General features: G+C 64.8%; 23 protein-coding genes. 7 read left to right on the top strand and 16 right to left on the bottom strand.

What is annotated here, in order from left to right:
• Positions 1-26: 26 nt before the first annotated feature.
• The 3 genes from HQ354_RS13660 to HQ354_RS13650 are packed head-to-tail and all read left to right on the top strand — an operon-like array spanning position 27 to position 2,184.
• The gene (locus tag HQ354_RS13660; RefSeq protein ID WP_222634832.1) at positions 27-293 is read left to right on the top strand and encodes a WhiB family transcriptional regulator; all 267 of its coding nucleotides are present in this window, start codon (positions 27-29) and stop codon (positions 291-293) included.
• Between the two features lie 53 nt (positions 294-346).
• Positions 347-1,105, top strand: a complete 759-nt coding sequence (locus HQ354_RS13655; RefSeq protein WP_206031296.1) for an HAD-IIA family hydrolase — start codon at positions 347-349, stop codon at positions 1,103-1,105.
• Positions 1,105-2,184 (top strand): isochorismate synthase MenF, encoded by a 1,080-nt coding sequence (locus HQ354_RS13650; protein WP_222634831.1) that lies wholly within the window; start codon positions 1,105-1,107, stop codon positions 2,182-2,184. The genes HQ354_RS13655 and HQ354_RS13650 overlap by 1 nt, the downstream gene beginning before the upstream one ends.
• Before the next feature lie 48 nt (positions 2,185-2,232).
• On the opposite strand, the gene HQ354_RS13645 is transcribed toward HQ354_RS13650, so the two are convergent.
• From HQ354_RS13645 to HQ354_RS13630, 4 genes are read right to left on the bottom strand one after another with little or no spacing between them, the layout of a single operon-like run.
• The gene (locus HQ354_RS13645) at positions 2,233-3,453 is read right to left on the bottom strand and encodes an O-succinylhomoserine sulfhydrylase (protein ID WP_222634830.1); all 1,221 of its coding nucleotides are present in this window, start codon (positions 3,451-3,453) and stop codon (positions 2,233-2,235) included.
• On the bottom strand, positions 3,450-3,863 hold the full coding sequence (locus HQ354_RS13640) for a rhodanese-like domain-containing protein (RefSeq protein ID WP_222634829.1): 414 nt from the start codon (positions 3,861-3,863) through the stop codon (positions 3,450-3,452). The genes HQ354_RS13645 and HQ354_RS13640 overlap by 4 nt, the downstream gene beginning before the upstream one ends.
• Before the next feature lie 20 nt (positions 3,864-3,883).
• Positions 3,884-4,420: a hypothetical protein gene (locus tag HQ354_RS13635; protein WP_068421948.1), complete on the bottom strand. Its 537-nt coding sequence runs from the start codon at positions 4,418-4,420 to the stop codon at positions 3,884-3,886.
• A 31-nt stretch (positions 4,421-4,451) separates the two neighbouring features.
• The gene (locus HQ354_RS13630; RefSeq protein ID WP_114328587.1) at positions 4,452-5,315 is read right to left on the bottom strand and encodes a TauD/TfdA family dioxygenase; all 864 of its coding nucleotides are present in this window, start codon (positions 5,313-5,315) and stop codon (positions 4,452-4,454) included.
• 365 nt (positions 5,316-5,680) lie between these two features.
• Between HQ354_RS13630 and HQ354_RS13625 the strand changes: the two genes are divergently transcribed.
• Positions 5,681-7,042, top strand: coding sequence for an FAD-dependent oxidoreductase (locus HQ354_RS13625; protein ID WP_222634828.1), 1,362 nt, complete (start codon positions 5,681-5,683; stop codon positions 7,040-7,042).
• A 58-nt stretch (positions 7,043-7,100) separates the two neighbouring features.
• Here the strand turns inward: HQ354_RS13625 and HQ354_RS13620 are convergent, their stop codons facing one another.
• Positions 7,101-7,709 carry an endonuclease gene (locus tag HQ354_RS13620; protein WP_167679278.1) on the bottom strand — a complete coding sequence of 203 codons (609 nt, stop codon included), beginning with the start codon at positions 7,707-7,709 and terminating at the stop codon, positions 7,101-7,103.
• Between the two features lie 30 nt (positions 7,710-7,739).
• Positions 7,740-8,609 (bottom strand): SMP-30/gluconolactonase/LRE family protein, encoded by an 870-nt coding sequence (locus HQ354_RS13615; protein WP_371828783.1) that lies wholly within the window; start codon positions 8,607-8,609, stop codon positions 7,740-7,742.
• Between the two features lie 66 nt (positions 8,610-8,675).
• Between HQ354_RS13615 and HQ354_RS13610 the strand changes: the two genes are divergently transcribed.
• Positions 8,676-9,410 carry an amidohydrolase gene (locus HQ354_RS13610; protein WP_167679274.1) on the top strand — a complete coding sequence of 245 codons (735 nt, stop codon included), beginning with the start codon at positions 8,676-8,678 and terminating at the stop codon, positions 9,408-9,410.
• Positions 9,411-9,416: 6 nt separating this feature from the next.
• On the opposite strand, the gene HQ354_RS13605 is transcribed toward HQ354_RS13610, so the two are convergent.
• Together HQ354_RS13605 and purT are read right to left on the bottom strand one after the other, a co-directional pair.
• On the bottom strand, positions 9,417-9,893 hold the full coding sequence (locus HQ354_RS13605) for a DUF456 domain-containing protein (RefSeq protein ID WP_167679272.1): 477 nt from the start codon (positions 9,891-9,893) through the stop codon (positions 9,417-9,419).
• The gene (purT, locus tag HQ354_RS13600; RefSeq protein ID WP_167679270.1) at positions 9,890-11,104 is read right to left on the bottom strand and encodes a formate-dependent phosphoribosylglycinamide formyltransferase; all 1,215 of its coding nucleotides are present in this window, start codon (positions 11,102-11,104) and stop codon (positions 9,890-9,892) included. The genes HQ354_RS13605 and purT overlap by 4 nt, the downstream gene beginning before the upstream one ends.
• Before the next feature lie 74 nt (positions 11,105-11,178).
• Here purT and HQ354_RS13595 point away from each other — a divergent pair, with 74 nt between their 5' ends.
• Positions 11,179-12,267, top strand: a complete 1,089-nt coding sequence (locus tag HQ354_RS13595) for a CaiB/BaiF CoA-transferase family protein (protein ID WP_167679268.1) — start codon at positions 11,179-11,181, stop codon at positions 12,265-12,267.
• Positions 12,268-12,315: 48 nt separating this feature from the next.
• Here the strand turns inward: HQ354_RS13595 and HQ354_RS13590 are convergent, their stop codons facing one another.
• Positions 12,316-13,794 (bottom strand): PLP-dependent aminotransferase family protein, encoded by a 1,479-nt coding sequence (locus HQ354_RS13590; RefSeq protein WP_222634827.1) that lies wholly within the window; start codon positions 13,792-13,794, stop codon positions 12,316-12,318.
• Positions 13,795-13,856: 62 nt separating this feature from the next.
• Here HQ354_RS13590 and HQ354_RS13585 point away from each other — a divergent pair, with 62 nt between their 5' ends.
• On the top strand, positions 13,857-14,375 hold the full coding sequence (locus HQ354_RS13585; protein ID WP_167679265.1) for a methylated-DNA--[protein]-cysteine S-methyltransferase: 519 nt from the start codon (positions 13,857-13,859) through the stop codon (positions 14,373-14,375).
• A 127-nt stretch (positions 14,376-14,502) separates the two neighbouring features.
• Here HQ354_RS13585 and HQ354_RS13580 read toward each other — a convergent pair whose 3' ends face one another.
• The 7 genes from HQ354_RS13580 to HQ354_RS13550 form a co-directional block, all read right to left on the bottom strand.
• Positions 14,503-14,940 (bottom strand): LGFP repeat-containing protein, encoded by a 438-nt coding sequence (locus tag HQ354_RS13580; protein WP_084423555.1) that lies wholly within the window; start codon positions 14,938-14,940, stop codon positions 14,503-14,505.
• A gap of 95 nt (positions 14,941-15,035) precedes the next feature.
• On the bottom strand, positions 15,036-16,568 hold the full coding sequence (locus HQ354_RS13575) for a signal peptidase I (protein ID WP_222634826.1): 1,533 nt from the start codon (positions 16,566-16,568) through the stop codon (positions 15,036-15,038).
• The gene (locus tag HQ354_RS13570; protein WP_114327861.1) at positions 16,569-17,168 is read right to left on the bottom strand and encodes a SipW-dependent-type signal peptide-containing protein; all 600 of its coding nucleotides are present in this window, start codon (positions 17,166-17,168) and stop codon (positions 16,569-16,571) included.
• On the bottom strand, positions 17,168-17,671 hold the full coding sequence (locus HQ354_RS13565; protein ID WP_068421916.1) for a hypothetical protein: 504 nt from the start codon (positions 17,669-17,671) through the stop codon (positions 17,168-17,170). The genes HQ354_RS13570 and HQ354_RS13565 overlap by 1 nt, the downstream gene beginning before the upstream one ends.
• The gene (locus tag HQ354_RS13560; protein ID WP_068421913.1) at positions 17,668-18,264 is read right to left on the bottom strand and encodes a signal peptidase I; all 597 of its coding nucleotides are present in this window, start codon (positions 18,262-18,264) and stop codon (positions 17,668-17,670) included. Before HQ354_RS13560 ends, HQ354_RS13565 begins: the two co-directional genes overlap by 4 nt.
• Entirely contained in the window at positions 18,261-18,815 is a 555-nt protein-coding gene (locus tag HQ354_RS13555) for a hypothetical protein (protein WP_167679117.1), read from the bottom strand. Before HQ354_RS13555 ends, HQ354_RS13560 begins: the two co-directional genes overlap by 4 nt.
• 10 nt (positions 18,816-18,825) lie before the next feature.
• Complete coding sequence (locus tag HQ354_RS13550) at positions 18,826-19,374, bottom strand: alternate-type signal peptide domain-containing protein (protein ID WP_068421908.1); 549 nt, start codon at positions 19,372-19,374, stop codon at positions 18,826-18,828.
• Between the last annotated feature and the right edge of the window lie 251 nt (positions 19,375-19,625).

Here is a 19,625-nt window from a genome sequence, read left to right as displayed (position 1 = left end):
GTCTTCTCACGCGACATCATCGCTACATGGCACCCACAACAGAAGCGTGGCAGTGGCAGCTCGACGCGGTCTGCCGCGGCGCCGATTCGGAAATCTTCTTCTCACCGTCGGGTGAGGGCCGCACGGCTCGTCGACAACGAGAGGATGCCGCGAAGATCGTGTGCAGGACATGCCCGGTCATCGCGCAGTGCCGCCAGTTCGCTCTGGCCGCGGGCGAACCGTTCGGAGTATGGGGCGGCATGACCGCCCGTGAGCGCTCACTGCAGCGCGCGCAGTCGAAGAAAGCCGGATAGCGCACAATGGTGAGGTGAGCTCACCGGACGAACCGCAGCGTTGGACCTACCTGATGGACATGGACGGCGTTCTCGTCCACGAAGATCACCTCATCCCCGGCGCCGACGCGTTCGTCGCCGAGCTGGAGGCGAACGACATCCCGTTCATCGTGCTGACGAACAACTCGATCCGAACTCCGCGCGACCTGCAGGCCAGGCTCGAACGGACCGGCCTGAAGATCCCGGAGTCGGCGATCTGGACGTCCGCCCTGGCCACGGCGAATTTCCTCGGCAACCAGCGTCCCCGCGGCAGCGCCTATGTCGTCGGCGAATCCGGTCTGACGACGGCCTTGCACGACATCGGCTACGTACTCACCGATTCCAACCCCGACTACGTCGTGCTCGGCGAGACACGAACGTACTCCTTCGAAGCCATCACGACGGCCATTCGACTCGTCGAAAAGGGCGCACGCTTCATCGCGACCAACCCCGACGCCACCGGTCCGTCCCGTGACGGATCGCTACCCGCGACCGGGTCCGTCGCCGCACTGATCACCAAGGCCACCGGCCGCGAGCCCTACTACGTCGGCAAGCCGAACGCACTGATGATGCGTTCCGCGCTGCGCGCGATCGGCGGTCACTCCGAGAGCACACTGATGATCGGCGACCGGATGGACACCGACGTCGTCTCCGGTCTCGAAGCCGGTCTGCAGACCATCCTCGTGCTGACCGGCATCTCGACCACCGCATCGGTCGAGCACTACCCTTACCGGCCGACGAAAGTCATCAACTCGGTCGCAGACCTCGTCGGACGCACCCAGTCGCCGTTCTGATGTCGGCTCTACCGCACTTCGTGCTGTCCCGACGCGACTGCACCGTCGAGGCAACCGGCGTCGAGCACCGGTTCTCGACGCTGCCGGAGGCCATGCAGTCCGGTCGTGCCGTCGTCGGCGCGGTCCCGTTCGACATCGGTGATCCTGTCGCGCTCGTTCAGCCCGTCGACCTGACCAGGACCGACGGGCCGTGGGCTTCCCGTGTCTCCTTGCCACCGCTACCCCACGTGCATGTCGGACGCCAGCAGCCCGCGTCGGGCGTGCATGTCGAACGCGTGCGGGAGGTCGTGAACGCGCTCCGGCAGGGCGCAGCACAGAAAGTGGTGCTCGCGCGTGCTCTCGAACTCGTCGCCGATTCGCCGATCGACCCGCTGTCGCTGCTCGCCGCACTCGTTCGAGCCGACCCACTGGGCAACGGTTACAGCGTCGACCTGTCCTCTGCCGGAACCGATTACGAGGGTAGGCACCTCGTCGGCTCGAGTCCGGAACTTCTCGTACGACGACGCGGCACCACGGTCAGCTGCCACCCGTTCGCCGGTACGGCGGCGCGCAGCGACGACCCCGACACCGATGCAGCGATCGCCGAACGTCTGGCCGCGAGTGCGAAAGATCAAGCGGAACACCGGTTCGTCGTCGACGAGATTCGCGCAGCACTCGAACCATTGTGCGCGACAATCGAAGTCCCCGAGACACCACAACTCAGTTCGACGCCTCAGCTGTGGCATCTGAGCTCGCCGATCACCGGCACTCTGCGCGACTCGTCCACGACAGCACTGGATCTCGCGCTCGCGCTGCATCCGACCGCTGCCGTCGCGGGCGTTCCGCGCGCCGCAGCCATGCAGACGATCGCGGACATCGAGGGCCCGCGCGGCTTCTACGCGGGCGCTGTCGGATGGACGGACTCCACGGGCGACGGCGAATGGATGGTGTCCATCCGATGCCTCGAACTCGCGGCCGACGGCCTGTCAGCGGTCGCGACGGCGGGCGGAGGCATCGTCGAAGCCTCCGACCCCGACGCCGAACTCGCCGAGACGACAGCGAAATTCAGGACTGTTCTGGAGGCGCTCCGCGCCTCGTGAGCGCGAATGTACAGCCGGCTGTACATTCGCGCTCACGTGCGCTGAGCGTTAGCGAAGCGCCTGCTGCAGATCCGCGATGAGATCCTCGACGTCCTCGAGGCCGACGGAGATGCGCACGACACCGTCCGAAAGCCCGACTGCCGCACGACCTTCCGGGCCCATCGCGCGGTGCGTCGTCGTCGCGGGGTGGGTGATCAGCGTCTTCGCGTCACCCAGATTGTTCGAGATGTCGACGATTCGGAGCGCGTCGAGCAGTTCGAACGCACGCTTCTTGCCTTCGCCTTCCGGCGCGTCCAGTTCGAACGTGACGACGGTGCCGCCGCCTTTCATCTGCTTCTTCGCGAGCTCGTGCTGCGGGTGCGATTCGAGGTAGGGGTACTTGACCCACGACACCCCTGGGTGCCCTTCGAGGAACCGCGCGATTTCGAGTGCGCTCTGCGTCGAATGTCGAACGCGCACAGGCATCGTCTCGAGACCCTTCAGCAGAGTCCACGCATTGAACGGACTCAACGCCGGACCGGTGTGGCGCATGAGCGTCTGCACCGGACCGTCGATGTACTCCTTGCTCCCGAGAATCGCCCCGCCGAGGACACGGCCCTGGCCGTCGATGTGCTTGGTACCCGAGTAGACGACGACGTCCGCTCCCAGCGCCAGACTGTTCTGCAGCAACGGAGTCGCAAAGACGTTGTCCAACACCACGGTTGCGCCGGCCGCGTGCGCCAGCTCGGAGACCCGCTCGACGTCGACGAGCGACTGCATCGGGTTCGACGGCGTCTCGAAGAACACCGCCGTCGTCGGAACCGACAGCGCCTCTTCCCACTGCGCGTTGTCCTCACCGTCGACGAAGACGGTCTCGACACCCCAGCGCGGCAGGATCTCGTTGCAGACGACGAAACACGAACCGAACAGGCTGCGTGCCGCGACCAACCGGTCGCCTGCCTTCAGCAATGCACCCAGCGCGACGAACACCGCGGACATGCCGCTCGACGTCCCGAAGCACGCCTCGGCGCCCTCGATCAGCCGCAGACGTTCCTCGAACATGCGGACCGTCGGGTTGCCGTAGCGCGAGTACACGAAGTGGTCGATCTCGCCGGTGAACGCCTGCTCGGCCGCACCCGCGCTCTCGTACACGAATCCGGACGACAGGTAGAGCGCCTCGGCGTTCTCGTCGAACCCGGACCGCATCAAGCCGCCGCGGACACCCAGCGTCCCCTGACCTACGTCCTCTGGCAACGGCTTCGAAAAGCCTCCGCCCTTGGGAATACTCATGACTGCCTCCACGGCAAACCGACCGCACGCCAACCCACAGCACCGCGGTGGCCCTCTGGGTCCGTCGCACCTTCGAACCCGTCGAGAACGTTGTACGACGGCCCGATGCCCGCCGCCGTCGCGGCTTCGGCGGCACCGATCGACCGCTGGCCGGACCGGCACAGGAACACCACGGGACGTTCGCCGTCGACTCCGGCTTCCTTCAGCTGTTCGACGAAGTTCACGTTGCGCGCACCGTTCGGGTAGCTGACCCACTCGATGAGATGCGTCGGGCGCTCGATCGACGACGTGTCGGGGACGCCGACGTACTGCCACTCGGCGTGAGTTCGGACGTCCACCAGGACGGCTTCCGGGTTCTCGCGAAGCAGCTCCCACGCTGCCTGCGGGGTTATGTCACCTGCATAAGTCACGGATTCAGCCTTTCATGAATTCAACCCGAGTACACATTGCAGACCAGCCACTTGTCGTCCACGCGCACGAATTTCCACTCGTCGTTCGTCGTCGTTCCCGACTTCTCGAGCTTCGTCGGAACAGTAGCGACTCCGCGGTCGCCGTTCACCTCGTAATCGGTGGGGGCACCGTCCACGACGAGTTTGCCGTTCTGCTCGACGTCGGCTGCCCTGGCAGCGCTGTAGTCGGCGTCGGAACCGGTGATCAGGGCGTCGACCTGCTGCGAACACGTCGTCTCGCGCAGGGCGGCCGCGTCACCGGTGTTCTGCGCGTCGACGAACTCGGTGATCGCATCGGTCATCAGCTGCGCCTGCGTGACGTTGTTCTCGGCGGGGGCGAACCGTGCAGCGATGAAGATGCCGGCGAGGATCACGACGACGATGCCGACCGCGATCAGAAACGGCCAGGCCGTGGGTGCGCGTCGTTCACCCGCGTCGGCAGCTGCTGCCGACGCGTTGTTCTGCGCTTCCTCACGGCTGTCGACCCACTGTTGCCTACGTTCCCGCCAAGACGCCATGTGCCAATCTTCCCCGCCCGGCGAACTCCGGCTACTGCTGGGGTCCGACAGGTATGTCGCCGCGCAACGTGATGCGGTGCATCTTGCGGTGAGCGGTCCCGTAGTCGCGGTTCGCGTAATGCGAGGTGCTGCGGTTGTCCCACAGCACCAGGTCGCCGAGGCGCCAGCGGTGACGCACCACGTGCTCGGGTTTCGTCAGATGCGCGTACAGGAAGTCGAGGATGCCGCGGCTCTCGGCTTCGGACACTCCGACGATGTGGGACGTGAATCCCGGGTTGACGAAGATGCCCTTGCGTCCCGTCTCCGGGTGCACCCGAACCACCGGATGTTCGACGGGTACCAGCGACGTCACCTCGGCGCCGTCCCACACGTTGCCCTTGCCGCCGCGCTTGTGCGCGAGGTAGTAGCCGAATTCGCGATTGCCGTCGTGCACCGCGGTGAGCTGGTCGATCATCTGGCGCACCGGCGCGGCCAGCGACTCGTACGCGAGCTGACTGTCGGCCCAGTTCGTGTCGCCGCCGTGCGGAGGGAGTACGACGGGCCGGAGAATCGACCCCATCGGCGGACGCTGCATGAACGTCACGTCGGTGTGCCAGACGTCGGCGAACCCGTTGTCCTGCGAGTCGAGCGCGTAGACCTCGGCCGCGACGTCACCGCTGTGATGCACCGGATGGCCGGCCGTCAGCTCGCCGAGGCGTCGACCGAATTCGATCTGCCCTGCATCGTCGAGCGACTGTCCGCGCAGCACGAGAACCTTGTGCTCGACGAGAGCCGTGCGGATCGCGAGTATTTCGGCATCGGACGCAGACGCCACGTCGAGACCGATCACCTCGGCACCGAAACTCGGGCCGAACTTGTCGACGGTCAGAATTACCGGGGTTTCGAGAGTGGTCATCGGTACTCCAATGCTCTACTGCTGCAACGGTATGCGCGCATGAAAATAAACTGGGTGAACAGCCCGCCCGGGCTGTGGAATCGAAAGATGGGTCTCGACGGGACCCGGCAGTGCGTCGGGTGTGGTCACCGACAGCGCGCGTTGGTGCACGTACGGCAGAAGTCGACGGCGAGTCGCCGGACGAGATATGTCGTATGCACGATGCAATTCCTACCCGAATAAGGGGAATACCTCAACCCCCGAGGTTGTGGAGACTGCGGATCGCGCGACGTAGCCTGGAACCAGGACCAGCAGCCCAGATCAGGTAATGCTTAATTTATGCTGGGCTGTCCGTACGTTTCGTCGACGAAGGTAGTTCGCTGCACATGACTGATCAGACTCGTCCACTCCGCGTCGCCATTGTGGGCGCTGGACCAGCCGGCATCTATGCCGCCGACGCTCTCATGAAGTCCGACACCGATGTCAGTATCGACCTGTTCGAACGCATGCCCGCGCCCTTCGGCCTGATCCGCTACGGCGTCGCACCCGACCACCCCCGCATCAAAGGCATCATCACCGCCCTGCACAAAGTCCTCGACAAACCACAGGTCCGCCTCCTCGGCAACATCGACTACGGCACCGACATCACCCTCGAAGACCTACGCCGCTTCTACGACGCCGTCATCTTCTCCACCGGCGCCAACGCCGACCGCGCCCTGAATATCCCCGGCATCGACCTCGACGGCAGCTACGGCGCCGCCGACTTCGTCTCCTGGTACGACGGCCACCCCGACGTCCCCCGCACCTGGCCCCTCGACGCCGAAAAAGTCGCCGTGCTCGGCGTCGGCAACGTCGCCCTCGACGTCGCCCGCGTCCTCGCCAAAACCGGCGACGAACTCCTCCCCACCGAAATCCCCGCCAACGTCTACGAAGGCCTCAAAGCCAACAAAGCCGTCGAAGTCCACGTCTTCGGCCGCCGCGGCCCCGCACAAGCCAAATTCACCCCCCTGGAACTGCGCGAACTCGACCACTCACCGAACATCGAAGTCATCGTCGCCCCCGAGGACATCGACTACGACGAAGGCTCCGAAGCCGCCCGCCGCGGCTCCAAGCAAGTCGACATGGTCGCCAACACCCTGCAGGACTGGGCCATCCGCGACGTCGGCGACCGCCCCCACAAACTGTTCCTGCACTTCTTCGAATCCCCCACCGAAATCCTCGGCGACAACGGCAAAGTCGTCGGCCTGCGCACCGAACGCACCGAACTCGACGGCACCGGCAACGTCCGCGGCACCGGAAAATACAACCAATGGGACGTCCAAGCGGTCTACCGTGCCGTCGGCTACCTCTCCCAGAACATCAAAGCCCTGCCCTTCGACGAACAAGCCGGCACCATCCCCAACGAAGCCGGTCGCGTCCAGGACAACGGCGCACACGTGCCCGCCACCTACGTCACCGGCTGGATCAAACGCGGACCCGTCGGCCTCATCGGCCACACCAAAGGCGACGCCAACGAAACCGTCGCCTGCCTACTCGAAGACGCACCGAACTTCGACGGCGCCACCGAGCCCACCGAGCAGGCCGTCATCGACTTCCTCGAAAGCAAGCAGGTCCCCTTCACCACCTGGGACGGCTGGTACCGCCTCGACGCCCACGAACGCTCCCTCGGCGAACCCGAAGGCCGCGAACGCGTCAAAGTCGTCGAGCGTCACGACATGCTGAAAGCCTCCGAACCCGACAAGGCGTGACCGCACGTGCACGAAAATACATAGCCCGCTACGTATTTTCGTGCACATGCGCTGAGCGCTAGCGAAGCGCCTCCCGGATCAAAGCCGCGGCGAATGCCGCGGCTTTTCCTTTCGGTGCGAGCCTTGCCAGTTCGTCCCGATCCGTCGGGAGGCCGAGCTTCTTCGCCTCGTCGAGCGTCTTCTGGTCGAAGTACGGCCCGACCCACGGCCACACGTCCTGTACCTCGCGCAGGAAGATGTCCGAGCCGGTCGGACCGATGCCCTCGAATTCCTGGATCAGTTTCTTCGCGGTTCCGACGTCGCCGTCGGCCTTCTCGGCCAGACCCCTGAGGTCACCGCCGTATTCGTCGCCGACGCGCGCGCCGAGCTTCTGCAGCCGCGTCGCCGTACTTTCGTCGTACCGCTTGTAGTGTCCGCGACCCAACGCGTCGACGAGATCCTGCCAACCGGCGTCGGCCATCTTCTTCGGTGTTCGGTACCCCGATGCCCACAGCTCACGCGCCGCCGCCACCGCGATGCTCGCCGAGATGCGGGTACTGAGCAGTAGCGACAACACGAGCAGCTCGAACAGCGGTGACGGCTTGTCGTGCAGCGTGATGTCCGCTTCCTCGGCGTAGGTGGTGCTGTCGGCCATGAGCTGGTCGACGGTGTCTCGATGGGAAGTCATACGAGACGACTACCCGCGGCCCCCGACGCTCTACACGCGCACCGCGAGGAGTTTCCCTTCCGTCTCGACCTTGCGCTGATGCTCGTTGAAATCGGGTGCCGCACAGACGAACAGCGTGCGTCCATCGTCGCCGCCGAACCCGCACGCGAAGACGCCGGTGTCGAATTCGAGCTGGTCGACGATGCCCTTCCCTGGTTCGATGTGCACGATCCGCTGACCGAGCGCATCAGCGGCCCACAACGATCCGTCGGTGTCGATGGCACATCCGTCCGCGGCGACGACCAGCTGGCCGAGCGCCGTCGTCATGTCCGTCATGTCGGGAAGTTCGGCGAACTTCGCCCAGTCCCGACGCTCCCCGAGCGAACCGTCCGGGTGGACCGAGAACACACTCACCCGGTTGCCGACGGTCTCGTCGACCAGCAGTTCGCCGTCGGGCGTCAGTGCCATCCCGTTCGGGAAATACAGATCCTTCGCGACGACGTGTGCCGACCCGTCCGGATCGACGCGGATCAAATCGGCGGTCGACGGCTGGGCCAGATTCATCAGATCGAACCCGAAATTGCCGACGTAGGCACGGCCGCGGTCGTCGACCAGCATGTCGTTGAGGTTCGCATCCACGTACGACGACAGATCGGCATGCACGACGAGAGACCCGTCGTCCTCCCGTCGGAGAATGGTGTGGTCCTTCATGGAGACGACCAGCAGACGGCCGTCGGGAAGCCACCCGAGTCCCGACGGCTGCTGCGGAACCTCGGCTTCGACGGTCGCGTCGGAACCGTCCGCATTCGCCGAAAGCACGCGGCCGCTGTAGAAGTCGGACACCCAGATGCGGCCGTCGTGCCAGCGCGGACACTCGAAGTAGGTGTATCCCTCGAGAACTACGGAGAAGTCGGGTTTCATGACTCGCATTCAAACACCGCTGCAGGCCCCGGGAAGTCGGAATTACCGAGCTGGCATGCTATTGGTGTGTTCGACGCCCACCGTTACATCCTCGATCCGCAGTTTCCGCTGTTCGAGAATCAGGGCGCACGGGCAGAGCCGTACACGATCGCCGACTACGAACGCGACACCGACGGGCTCGGCATCACTGGAGGCGCCGTCATCAGCGCGTCGTTCCACGGCACCGATCAGAGCTTCCTCGTCTCGTCTCTCGAGACGCTCGGATACGGCTGGGTCGGCGTCGCGAGTCTTCCTCCCGACGCCACCGACGAGGACATCCTCGACCTCGACAAGGCAGGCGTGCGAGCCCTTCGTCTCAACCTCAAGCGCGGCGCCACCGACGTCCAGACGCTGACGTCGCAGGCCCGACGGGCGCACGATCTCGTCGGCTGGCACGCCGAGTTGTACGTCGAAGCGTCGATGCTGATGTCGCTCGAACCGATCCTGTCGAAACTGCCCGCCGTCAGCGTCGATCACCTCGGCATGTCGAGGCAGGGTCTGCCGTACCTTCTCGATCTCGTCGACCGGGGCGTGCGCGTCAAGGCGTCGGGATTCGGCCGCGTCGACATGGACGTCGTGGACACGATGAAGCAGATCCACCAGGTCAACCCAGCGGCATTGATGTTCGGAACCGACCTCCCGGGCGCCCGCGCTCCCCGGCGGTTCCGCGAATCGGACCTCGACCTCGTCGCTGAAGCCGTCGGCGGCGACCTGCCCGCCGTCCTCGGCGGCAATGCGCGAGCCTGGTACCGGGTCAAGTAGTTCCGGTCAGGTGAACAGCACTGCCGCGAGCCACACTCCACTCGCGACGAGCGCACCGAACAGTTCGACGAGAATCGACAGGCCTGCCGCCTTCGTGGCGTGAATGGTGGATTGCCAAGCGCCGCTGCGAATTCGGATCAGTTCCGCGACGTAGGTTCCCGCGACGAAGCCGACGAACAGACCGACGACCGGGATGACGAAGAACCCGACGATCCCGACCAGCCCGCCGACGATCAGAGACCGCGTCGGGATACCGGCGTCGCGCATCCGGCGACCCGGCCACGTGTATTTCACGACGCCACTCGCGACGAGCAACAGCGTCGCGACGGCGAACGTCGTCCACGCCACCGAACCGCCGGTCACGAAGGCCCACACCGCGATTGCGGCGAAGATCAATATCGTCCCCGGAAGGACCGGCACGACGATCCCGGCCAGCCCGACGAGAATCGCAAGACCGACCAGAACTTCACCGAGGGCGCTCACCTGACAGGTCGAACCTTGCCCGCGGCCTCGGTGGCGCGGGAACGGGCGGTGTCGACGTCACCTGCAGTCGACACCGCGACACCCATGCGTCGACGCACGAAGCTCTCGGGCTTGCCGAACAGCCGAAGATCGGTCTCGGGCACGGCCAACGCGTCGGCGACGCCCTCGAAGGCGATACCTTCCGCGTCGACACCTCCGTAGATCACCGCGGACGCACCCGGTGAAATCAGCGAAACATCAACGGGCAGGCCGAGAATCGCACGAGCGTGCAGCTCGAATTCGGAGAACCGTTGTGTGCGGAGTGTGACCAAGCCGGTGTCGTGCGGGCGCGGACTGACCTCGGAGAAGTAGACGTCGTCACCCTTGACGAACAGTTCGACACCGAACAGGCCGCGGCCGCCGAGGGCCGTCGTGATCTTCTCCGCGACCTCGCGCGCTGCGGAGATGGCGGCGTCGCTCATCGGCTGCGGCTGCCACGACTCGACGTAGTCTCCCGACTCCTGCAGGTGCCCGATCGGCTCACAGAAGTCGGTTCCCGACGCGGAACGAACCGTGAGAAGCGTGATCTCGTAGTCGAAATCGACGAATCCTTCGACGATCACCCGACCGAGGTCCACGCGGCCACCTGCCAACGCGTAGTCCCACGCCTTTTCGACGTCCTCGGGGCCGCGGACGACGGACTGCCCCTTGCCCGACGACGACATGACCGGCTTGATGACGGCTGGGAACCCGATCGTCGCGAGTGCGCTCTCGACCTCGGCGAGCGAGTCCGCGAACGCGTACGGAGACGTCGGCAAACTCAATTCCTCGGCGGCCAGACGGCGAATGCCCTCGCGGTTCATCGTCAACTGCGTCGCACGAGCCGTCGGAATGACGGTGGTGCGGCCGCGTCGCTCGACCTCGGCAAGGGCGTCGGTTGCGATGGCCTCGATCTCCGGCACGACGAAATCGGGCTGTTGCGCGTCGATCAGCTTCTCGAGCTCTTCTCCGTCGCTCATGTCGATCGTGAACGCGTGATGCGCGACCTGGTGGCCCGGCGCGTTGTCGTAGCGATCGACGGCGATGACCTCGACGCCCAACCGCTGGAACGCGATGATCACTTCCTTGCCGAGTTCACCCGATCCCAGCAGCATCACCCGGGTAGCGCCGGGGGTAAGGGGGGTTCCGATACGGGCAGGCACGTCGCGTTCGCTCACCCGCTCATTATCCATACCGCTATCGCTTTGACGTCCAATCATAAGTTAACCTCGATTCACCCTGCTCCCCTGCTCTGGAACGAGGACGCGTGTCGAACAAGGATTCATCCAAGAACGGCCCCCTGACGGGGCTTCGTGTCGTCGAGCTCGCCGGCATCGGCCCTGGCCCCCACGCTGCGCTTCTGCTCGCAGACCTGGGCGCCGACGTCGTGCGCGTGCAGCGCGGCGGACAGATCGCCGAGCACGACCAGCAGCTACGTAGTCGCACTCTCGTCGAGGCGAACCTCAAGGACCCCGCCGACATCGAGAAGGTTCTCGGGCTCATCGAACGCGCGGACGTGCTCATCGAAGGTTTCCGCCCCGGGGTGACGGAACGGTTGGGTCTCGGCCCGGACGTCGCTCTGGAACGTAATCCGCGCCTGGTCTACGGACGGATGACCGGATGGGGCCAGGACGGCCCGTGGGCGTCGTCCGCCGGCCACGACATCAACTACATCTCCGTCACCGGCGTTCTGCACGCCATCGGCCGTGAGGGTGAACGCCCCGTGCCGCCGCTGAACATGGTCGGCGACTTCGGCGGCGGATCGATGTTCCTCGTCTTCGGCATTCTCGCCGCACTGTTCGAACGTCAGACGTCGGGCGAAGGCCAGGTCGTCGACGCCGCGATGGTCGACGGCACTGCCGCACTCTCGCACATGATCTGGGGCATGCGAGGCGTCGGCGCCTGGTCCGACGAGCGCGGCGTCAACATGCTCGACACCGGCTGGCCCTACTACGACACCTACGAGACCGCCGACGGCAAGCACGTGGCCGTCGGCGCGCTCGAACCACAGTTCTTCGCCGAACTGCTGCGGATTCTCGAACTCGATCCGGCCACGACACCCGGCCAGGGCGACCGTGCACGCTGGCCCGAGATGCGTGAAATCTTCACCGCCACGTTCAAGTCCAAGACTCGCGACGAGTGGGCGGCGATCTTCGACGGCACGGACGCGTGCGTCTCCCCGATCCTGACCTTCGGCGAGGCGTCCGAGCAGCCACACCTGAAGGCACGGGAAACGCTCATCGAGGTCGACGGCGTCACCCAGCACCGGCCTGCGCCGCGATTCTCCCGCACTCCCAATGGAATTCCGACGCCGCCGCCATCGGTGGCAACGGATGCAGACAGCGTCTGGCGCTGACGTACACGTGCGCGCGAATGTACAGCGGGCTATACATTCGCGCACACGTCAGAAGACGAGAGCCGGTTCGCGTGCTTCCGTATTCGGGGCGAGCGCGCGGTAGGCGCCGGCGGTCGCGCTCACCGCGGCCGCCAACTCCACCGGCTCGCGGGTGTACGGCAAGCGGATGAACCGCTCGAACGCGCCCTCGACACCGAAACGCGGGCCCGCGGCCAGCACCGCACCGAACGACGGCGCCGTCGCCGCCAGTGCACTGGACACCGGCGTCGGCAGTTCGAGCCACAGCGACATCCCACCGGTGGACCGACGGTAGCGCCAGTCCGGAAGATGTTCGGCCAGAGCAATTTCCAGCGCTTCCCGACGCTCACGCAACTGGTCGCGTCGCACCTCGAGGATGCTGTCCGCGTCGTCGAGCAGAGTCCCGGCGGCGAGTTGATCCATGATGGACGTGCCGAGGTCGTGCGCCGCACGTGAGCCGGCAAGACGGCTGATCAACGACGGGTGCGCCCGGATCCATCCGATCCGCAGTCCACCCCAGTACGACTTCGACGCCGACCCGATCGTCACGATGTCCGTGCCGGACACCCGGCCGAACGACGCGACCGGAGGCGGCGGCGGTGCGTCGAGCCACAGGTCGACCATCGTCTCGTCGACGATGAGCGTCATCGACACCTCACGCGCGATTCGGGCGAGTTCCGCGCGACTCTCCGAACTCATGACCCGACCTGTCGGATTGTGGAAGTCGGGAATCATGTACGCAACTTTCGACGCGGTTTGCCGTGCGGCGCTGCGTACTCCATCGAGGTCCCAGCCGTCACCGTCGGGTCCGATCGGCACCGGGACCGCCCGGGCGCCGACGCGTCGCACCGCCTCCACCGCGTTGGGATACGTCGGATGATCGAACAGCACGCGGTCACCGGGAGCGGTCAGCGTTCCGAGCAGCAGCCGAACTGCCTGCTGCGCACCGGAAGTCACCATGATCTGGTCCGCCGTCGTCGGCAATCCTCGTTCGACGAACCGACGCGCGATCGATTCACGCAGAACCGCGAGCCCGATCGGCTCCATTCCGTGCGTCGACAGGTACGTCGGAAGTGCTTGCAGCGCAGAGGCGTACGCGTCGGTCATCGCCTCCGTCGGCGCCGACATCGCCGCATGGCTCATGTCCACGACCGGCCCGGCCACTTCCCTGGTCTGCAGCAGAAGTCCGTTCGGCCGCGCCATGTCCGGCAGTGTGACCGTGCTGCGCGCGCCCTGCTTGCTGACGAGATAGCCCTCTTCTCGCAGGACCGCGTACGACGAAGTGATGGTCGTGCGACTGAGGTCGAGTGCCGCCGACAGATCCCGCTCACTCGGAAGGCCGACTCCGAGTGGGATACGGCCGTCGTGCACGAGCAATCGAATGCCGTCGGCGAGGGCACGATAGGTGGGACGCGAGGTGCGTCGCCGTCCGGGCGCCCCGTCCGTGTCCGTGCGCCATCGACCTAGATCGCGCGCCAATGACGTTGCGTTGAGTACCCGGGTGGCCATGCCTGCCAGTATTCGCTCGACCGGCCTCGTGAATCAAGTCCAATTTCCGATACAGTGGACTGGTGCCGTTCGCGCTGTTCGATACCGCCCTTGGCCGCTGCGGCCTCGCCTGGTCCGGTCATGGGATCACCGCCGTCGCGCTCCCCGAACCCGACGAGCGACTGGTCGACTACCTGCGGCCGTTCGGTGGGTCCGTAGGCGAGCTCGACGGCACAGCCGAACGGGCCGCCATGCAGATCGTCCTACTGCTCGACGGTTCGCCCGCGGACTTCTCCGCGATACCCGTCGTGCTGGGTGTGTCCGAATTCGATCGTGCTGTGTACGACGTGACCAGTAGCATCCCCCGAGGCGCGACGCTCACCTACGGTGCAGTGGCAGCGCGGCTGGGCCGACCTCGGGCCGCTCAGGCCGTCGGCCGAGCGCTGGGCCGCAACCCGGTGCCGATCATCGTCCCGTGCCACCGTGTCCTCGGCGGCGGACGCGAGGTCGGCGGCTTCTCCGCGCCGGGTGGACCGTCGACGAAAGAGAAGATCCTGGCGATCGAGCGCGTCGCGGGTTTCGGTGAACCGACGCTGTTCTGAGATTCGTTGCAGACGGATCGGCGTCGGACCGCACTTGCACTTCGGTTTCGATTATCTGCGGTCGGATATTCGACCGATAACAAACCGCGATTCTTTTCCGAAGCTCTCTTTACGCACGTGCGGTATTTCAAGCCGAAATCGACACGGCGGAAGCCGAAAGAGCAATCGACTCCGTTTCGTCCGTCCCGGATTTGGAATTCAACGAATCGTCCTCGGGCGTACCGATCGCGAACGCACCGGTTTCCGGCAACCACCCGATCGATCCACGCTCGAACAAGCTGTATCTGCCATAGCCCGTCGGAGTCGGCTTCTCGTTGCTGATGGGGTAGCCGAGAGGCCCGTACGGTCCCCCGTGTGCCATGTACCAGTCGAGAATCTCGCCGTGGACCTCGTGCGCACCGCCGTCGGGAAGAGCGAAGACCGTAGCCTTGGCGAACTCCATCATTCCGCCACCGTTCGGTCCGAGCATGAATTCGCCGGTCGGTTCACCGATCCACGAGTGCTCGTAACCGAATCGATCGAATTGAAACTCGAACACGTCCAGACCGTTGTAAGAATTCGACATCGCCCGCCCCTCCCTAGCATCGCCTGGCGACCATTGTCCGCCCAATTCTGCAACAAAGCCCGCGAATTACCCAGATTGTCTGGTGGACTTCAAGATCAATTCAGTCGCGAAGCAATTTCCGCGGGTATGTCCGGTGAGGTCGGTTCCACGATGGTCCTCGTCCACCCCGACGCCCCGCCGTCGAGCCGGACCAACTGGCTCGGTCCGAGGAGCCACAACTGGTCGCCCGACGCCCAGGCCACCCCGTAGCCGTATTCCGCGGACGACGTGATCGGTCCGCTGTACTGAACCTCGCCGGACGAGTCGGTGATCTGCAGCGTCGGCGAACCGTCGACGCTCACCACCTTCGCCACCGCCGAGCCCGACGGGGAGGTCTGGGGTGCAATCAGGTCCGCGGGGACTGGGGCCGGGGTGGTCGTGGTTGTCGTCGTGACGGGTGGCGTTGTCGTGGTGGGCGGGGTCGTCGTCGCGGTGGGCGGGGTTGTCGTCGCAGGCGGAGGCGTCGTCGTAGTGGGGTCTTGCGTTGTGGACGAAGGCGACGGGGTCGTCGTGGTCGATTGGGCGGCTTGCGGTGCCAGGCGGGCGGCGATGTTCGTCTGCGACGGCGCACTGCCTGCGCAACTTGTAACCAGAGCGGTTGTCCAGTTGACCGATTGAGTAACCGATGCCGGTGGTGAAATGTTCGTTCCGATGAATGCGCGCAAGGTGAAAGTCCTCGTTCCAATGAAGAGGAGGGTGCTCAAGCTCGATGTGTTGTACGTCCTCGTGGCACCGGCAGCCGGAGCGAGAACGATCGGGTTGGTCAGCCCGCTCGTCGTCGGCGTGAAGTCCAGCCGATAGCTGTACGTGGGGTTGTTCGGCCACGTGAGTATTGCAGGGTTCAGAAGGCTCCCTCCTGAAGTGCACGTGAAACTTGCCGGCCTCGGCAAGGCAGTGGCAAACGTCCCGCTCGTCACGGTCGAGGTGTCGGTCAGAGGTGCGGCCAATGCAACTGGAGGGTTGGAGGACGACAAGCCGACCGCACCGATCGTGGCCAGCACCGCGAACACCGACATCGGCATCTTGCTGTGACGACCGAAGGATTCCGGTTCGTCGTCGGTCGACGCCCGCTCACCGTCCCGCGGCCTGAACGCGATCATCAGCAGAACCCCGACGAACACCCCACCCGCGAACACTGCAACAGGCCCACTCAGCCAGGTCACCGCGTAGCCCAGCTTCGGCACGCTGAACAGGACCCTGCCTGCTTCCGAGACGACGTACGGCTGCGCATCGGGATCTGCGTTCGCATCACCCTTCAGGAACAGTTCCACGCTGTCGCTTCCGGCCGCCCCGATCTCGACGACGCGGTGAGTGATGCCGTTTCCCGCGGCATCGGTGACGTTCACGATGTCGCCCACACGCACGTCGACGGCAGGCGTCTTCTTGCTCAATGCCAGCGCGCCCGTCTCGATGGCCGGTGACATCGACCCAGACCTGAACACCAGCGGGGTCACACCGAACACGAACGCGGACAACGCCACCAGAACGCACAGCAGGCCTGCCAAAGCTCCGATGGTGAGCGCGGTTTCGCGTACCCATCGTCGGTTCCGTTGATCGTGCGCATCGACTCGCACTGCGTCGGTACTCATCTACGACGACGTCGCCACGAGCGAGTAGGTCAATGTCCCGGACGCAGGCGTTGCCGGCGCTGTAGCAGTCGACGGCATCGTCACGCTGATACACAGCGGATCGGTGGCGTTCCGCGCGAGAGGCCTGCTCAAATTACCGGCGGGAGATGCCTGTTGAAAGAACTTCGACGGAGACAGACCCGACACCGTGCTCAATGCCGTTCCCGTACACGCTGATCCGGCGTACACCGAGGTGTTCAGCAAGGCACCCAGCGTCGCATTGCTCGCGACGACCGAAATCGTGTACGTGAACGGCACGGAATTGTTGTTGCGGACCGTCAGCGGAGCAGACACCGTGTTGCCCGGAGCGATGCCCGTGCTCGACAACGACGTCAGCGTGACGTTGTCCGCACCCGGCGCCGTGTCACCGATCGTGATGTCGATCGTTCCTGTCGTGAAGGTACCCGACGTCGCCGTCGACGTATCCGACCACGCTGCAAGGGTTCCCACCGCACCCAGGCCGAGAACGATGCCGATCGACATGATGGCTCGGGCACGGGCGCTGATCACTGCCGCCCCCACCCGGGACACCACACTGCGCTTCTCCGTATGACGCGCCATCACGAGTACGCACCTTCCCGTTCACCCGAGGCCGTCGCGCACTCGACGTCGTCCTCGTTGTCCCAGCGCACCATCAATTCCACGACCGACTGCGCATTCTGCGTTGCATTTCCTGCATTCACAGCCATATCGACCGTGGCCCCGATACGACGCTTCTCGTGCGCGCCCACCAACACAGCTCCACACCCCGACGAGTACGGCGTTCCGTCGATCGACACCGTCAAGGATTCGCCGAATTTTCGGTTGTCGGTCCGAACCTGCACCTGAATACGTCCATCGTTGTCCGTGTCGTTGAAGACATGGAAGGCCACGTCGCGCCGATCACCGGGAACCCATCGAATCTGCTTGTCCAACAGAGGAGTAGGAAGTACATGCTCCCACGTCACGCCGTCGTAGCTGTACCCGACCGCTTGCACCGGCCGAGCCGAGCCGGTCCCGAGCAAGACCACGATCGCCAATGCCGTGACCACAATTGCGCAGGGCACGGCAACGTCCTTGTTCACGACGCCGCCCTCCGCTTCTTCCGGTGATCCAGTCCAGCTCCGACGAACATGAACAACGCGTACCCGGCGAGGCCGATCACTATGACTGTCACCGTGATTCGGCGCTGTTCGCCGTTCAGCCAGTTGTTGACGTAACCCATGTACGGCACCGAATACCAGACCTTGCCGCGAACCTGACCGATCTGCACTGGGTTCTCGTCGTCGGATCCATTGTTGTCGCCGCGTGTGACGTACGTCGTGACGCCGCCGCCGGACTGTTGCGTCGCGACGATTCGGTGCGTCACCACATCGGGCTTGCCCGACTCGATCTGGTACGTGATCGGGGTGCCTACGGTCAGCTCCGAGCGATCGGCGGGCTTGACGACGACGAGAGTTCCGGGTGGGTAGGTGGGCTTCATGGAAGACGTCAGGATCGTGTACGGCGTCGAACCCGACACGCGCGGAACGACGACCGTCACAGCAAGCACGAAAAGCATTGCGGCAAGCAAGGTATACGAGACGACGCGACTGACCCACCACCACACACCCGTGCGATCGTCGACTGGCTTCTCAGCCCGAACCACGGGGATGACGTCGGTGTCTTCGGTACTCATGTCTGGTCCGCCCGGAACGAGAACTTCACGGTCGACGACTGGTTCTTCGGCGGATCGACCCCGACCGCGAGACGAAAGCACCAGACCTCACCGGCTCCGGGTGCAAGCACCCTGGACCCCGGTGCAAGCGGAGCCTGCGCGCCGGCTGCATTGCCGGTGTACAACTGCGTCGCCCCGGTCGGGTCGACCGTCGACGGGCAGTTCGCGGTCGCGGCAACGATACTCGCGGTCAGCGTCAATGGAACCGTCCCCGTCACCGTTGTCGTCTGCAAGCGATAGCCGAACGGGACCGTGCCCGCGTTCTTCACGGACAGCGGCGCCTGAGAGAACCCGTTGGGTCCGAGGTTCGTCGAGCCCAACGCAGCAAGCACGTAGTCGTTCACCTCGGCTCCCGTGGGTCCGACCTTGATGTCCAAGGTGCCGGAGTTGATGGTGCCCCCACTTACCGCGGCATCGTCACGCCACAACGCGCCCGTCGTCTGTGCTGATCCGAGGACCACCACGACGACGGACGCGGCTGCGAGGGCCCAGTATCGGCCGTGCTTGATCACAGGTCAGCGATCAGGGACGTACCTGATCGAGCGTCAGGGTGAAATCGTTCAGGTTCACCGACTGATTCTGAGCGATCAGATCCGGAGTCGTCTCGTCGAAGGTGATGGTGACCGTTACCTCGATCGTCTGGGTGGGAGATGTCAACGGGAGCGGTACAGCCGACCCGCTGGCCAGTGCAGGACCGCCGTCGACGGAAACCTGCGGGTTCAACCTGGCGGCGAGTTCGTTTCCACCACCGATGCCCGTGAAGTCCGCGGTGATCGTCGCCGCGATGTTCTCACCGGCCGAATTGACCGTGTACGTCGTGTCGTACGTGAGAACATCGCCCGGCACGATGAGGTATCCCGACGGATCGGCACCGATGACGACGTTCGGCGTGACGGAGATGTCCGTCCAGACGCCCGGCGCCCCGCTCGGCTCGAAATTCAGCTCACCCGAGTTGATTTCGCCGCCACCGACGGTTTCGGTGTCCTGCCACAGAGCGAAGGACCCGAGACCACCGAGCAGCAGTACGGCCGAAACACCCGCTGCTACGGCGCCTTTTGTTGCCTTGTTCATACGATTCTCTCTTCGTGTGGGCCCGAGCTTTCTCAGGCCGATGAGGAGACCCAGCTTCTTCGGGTCGGGTGGCCGATGCCGGCCCGCGCACCTGGTGCGTCGTCCATTGTTTCGCAGGTACCGAGGGGTCTGTTAGCGACGCAAAGGAAAAAGGTAAAAGGTATTTTTGACTGCTTTTTACCAACCGGACGTTACATGCTGCGACGGTGTGTAAAGCTGACCGTTCGTTCGAATGCAGTAACGCGAAAACC

This window comes from Rhodococcus sp. BP-261, from assembly GCF_019835205.1.
Lineage (GTDB): Bacteria > Actinomycetota > Actinomycetes > Mycobacteriales > Mycobacteriaceae > Rhodococcoides > Rhodococcoides kyotonensis_B.
This window is presented reverse-complemented; position numbering and strand designations above follow the sequence as displayed.

Bases quoted from the DNA above. Each gene is read 5' to 3' on its own strand.
- HQ354_RS13615 (WP_371828783.1), bottom strand. From the start codon at position 8,609: ATGAAACCCGACTTCTCCGTAGTTCTCGAGGGATACACCTACTTCGAG.
- HQ354_RS13550 (WP_068421908.1), bottom strand. From the start codon at position 19,374: ATGAACAAGGCAACAAAAGGCGCCGTAGCAGCGGGTGTTTCGGCCGTA.
- HQ354_RS13620 (WP_167679278.1), bottom strand. From the start codon at position 7,709: ATGACTTCCCATCGAGACACCGTCGACCAGCTCATGGCCGACAGCACC.
- purT (WP_167679270.1), bottom strand. From the start codon at position 11,104: ATGGATAATGAGCGGGTGAGCGAACGCGACGTGCCTGCCCGTATCGGA.
- HQ354_RS13655 (WP_206031296.1), top strand. From the start codon at position 347: ATGGACATGGACGGCGTTCTCGTCCACGAAGATCACCTCATCCCCGGC.
- HQ354_RS13645 (WP_222634830.1), bottom strand. From the start codon at position 3,453: ATGAGTATTCCCAAGGGCGGAGGCTTTTCGAAGCCGTTGCCAGAGGAC.
- HQ354_RS13560 (WP_068421913.1), bottom strand. From the start codon at position 18,264: ATGAGTACCGAAGACACCGACGTCATCCCCGTGGTTCGGGCTGAGAAG.
- HQ354_RS13625 (WP_222634828.1), top strand. From the start codon at position 5,681: ATGACTGATCAGACTCGTCCACTCCGCGTCGCCATTGTGGGCGCTGGA.
- HQ354_RS13570 (WP_114327861.1), bottom strand. From the start codon at position 17,168: ATGGCGCGTCATACGGAGAAGCGCAGTGTGGTGTCCCGGGTGGGGGCG.
- HQ354_RS13650 (WP_222634831.1), top strand. From the start codon at position 1,105: ATGTCGGCTCTACCGCACTTCGTGCTGTCCCGACGCGACTGCACCGTC.
- HQ354_RS13575 (WP_222634826.1), bottom strand. From the start codon at position 16,568: ATGAGTACCGACGCAGTGCGAGTCGATGCGCACGATCAACGGAACCGA.
- HQ354_RS13590 (WP_222634827.1), bottom strand. From the start codon at position 13,794: ATGGCCACCCGGGTACTCAACGCAACGTCATTGGCGCGCGATCTAGGT.
- HQ354_RS13630 (WP_114328587.1), bottom strand. From the start codon at position 5,315: ATGACCACTCTCGAAACCCCGGTAATTCTGACCGTCGACAAGTTCGGC.
- HQ354_RS13635 (WP_068421948.1), bottom strand. From the start codon at position 4,420: ATGGCGTCTTGGCGGGAACGTAGGCAACAGTGGGTCGACAGCCGTGAG.
- HQ354_RS13580 (WP_084423555.1), bottom strand. From the start codon at position 14,940: ATGTCGAATTCTTACAACGGTCTGGACGTGTTCGAGTTTCAATTCGAT.
- HQ354_RS13660 (WP_222634832.1), top strand. From the start codon at position 27: ATGGCACCCACAACAGAAGCGTGGCAGTGGCAGCTCGACGCGGTCTGC.